Origin of the sequence: Thermococcus celericrescens (genome assembly GCF_001484195.1) — an archaeon.
GTDB classification, from domain to species: Archaea; Methanobacteriota_B; Thermococci; order Thermococcales; family Thermococcaceae; genus Thermococcus; species Thermococcus celericrescens.
Genome location: NZ_LLYW01000069.1, coordinates 1 through 1,277, shown reverse-complemented (window position 1 = coordinate 1,277; position 1,277 = coordinate 1). Strand labels below are relative to the sequence as shown.

Annotated in this window: 1 pseudogene; it reads left to right on the top strand. The window is 47.5% G+C overall.

Annotated elements, in window-relative coordinates:
• Nucleotides 1-86: 86 nt before the first annotated feature.
• A pseudogene (locus tag APY94_RS12785) lies at nt 87-1,217 on the top strand (RNA-guided endonuclease InsQ/TnpB family protein); the annotation flags it as partial.
• Between the last annotated feature and the right edge of the window lie 60 nt (nt 1,218-1,277).

The window sequence follows — 1,277 nt, the reverse complement described above, 5'->3', positions numbered from 1 at the left end:
CAAAACTATTTTAAAGCCTAAAAAAACATTACCATACTTTAGAATGAAGCGGTCAATAACGGTAAAACTCAACCCTCAAAAACCCAAGAGAAACATTCAAATCCGAAATAGGCTCGGCAACAGTTCAACAAATCTGCAGGAAGAACGCCGAAAGCTGGAGAAGCTTCTTCTCACTCTTAAGGAACACGCGGAACGGAGAACCCCCCAACTGGCTCAAACCCAAACCACCAAACTACATCAAGGGAGAAGGCTTAATAGTCCTCAGAAACGACCAATACAAAATTGAAGGAAACAAACTAATCCTCAAAGGCCTCGAAAAGTTCAAACGCCTCGAAATTCAATTCAAGGGGAGAATACACTTAAAGGGCAAGCAAGGGCGATTAGAAATAACTTACGATCCAATAAGACGAAAATGGTATGCTCACATCAGCATAAGCGTCGAGAAGAAACTTCGGGGTGAAGAATGGGTCAAACTCCCAAGACAACCCTTGGGCAACCTTTCAGCGGGAATTGACTTGGGAGTGAACAACCTGATGGCCGTTTACGTTGAGAACGGGGAAAGCTTCTTAGTGAACGGGAGACCGCTCAAGAGCATTGATTTTTACTGGCAAAAACGGATAGCAGAGTATCAATCCAAAATCAACAAAAGCGGGGCAAAGAAGAGTAAGAAACTCTCAGGAATGCACTTGAAGGCTAAACTCCAGGCGAGGCACTACATTAACACGAGGGTGAGGCAAACAGTTGAAAGGCTCTACCAGATGGGTGTTTCAAGGATTGTTGTTGGCTATCCGAAGGGCATTAGTAGGAACTCCAACAAGGGTAAAAAGCAGAATTATCTCCTCTCCCACGTCTGGCGGTTTAATTACGTTATCAAACGCTTGAAGGAAGTTGCTGGGGAGTATGATATTCGGGTTTTGGTTGTGGACGAGGTTTTCACGTCTAAGCGTTGCCCCGTTTGCGGGAGGCCTCACGAGGGGGCTCGCTTCCTTCGTGGTTTGTTTAAGTGTCCCGAGACGGGGCTTGTCTTCAATTCAGACTTGGTTGGGGCGTTTAATATTTTGAAGAGGGCTGTGGGAACGATAACCCTGAACTTGGGCGGTTTGTACGCTCAAGGGAGGGGTAATTGGGGGAAGACCGGGCCGGAGGGGTCGAAGACCCGCTTTTTAGTGGGTTTGAATGAGACCCCTCAAACCTCTCCGCCCTTAGCGAGGGGTTAGGCAAACCCCCGCCCTTCACGACGGGAAGGAGGTCAGGTTGCACTTGCGATCGTCTTTGAG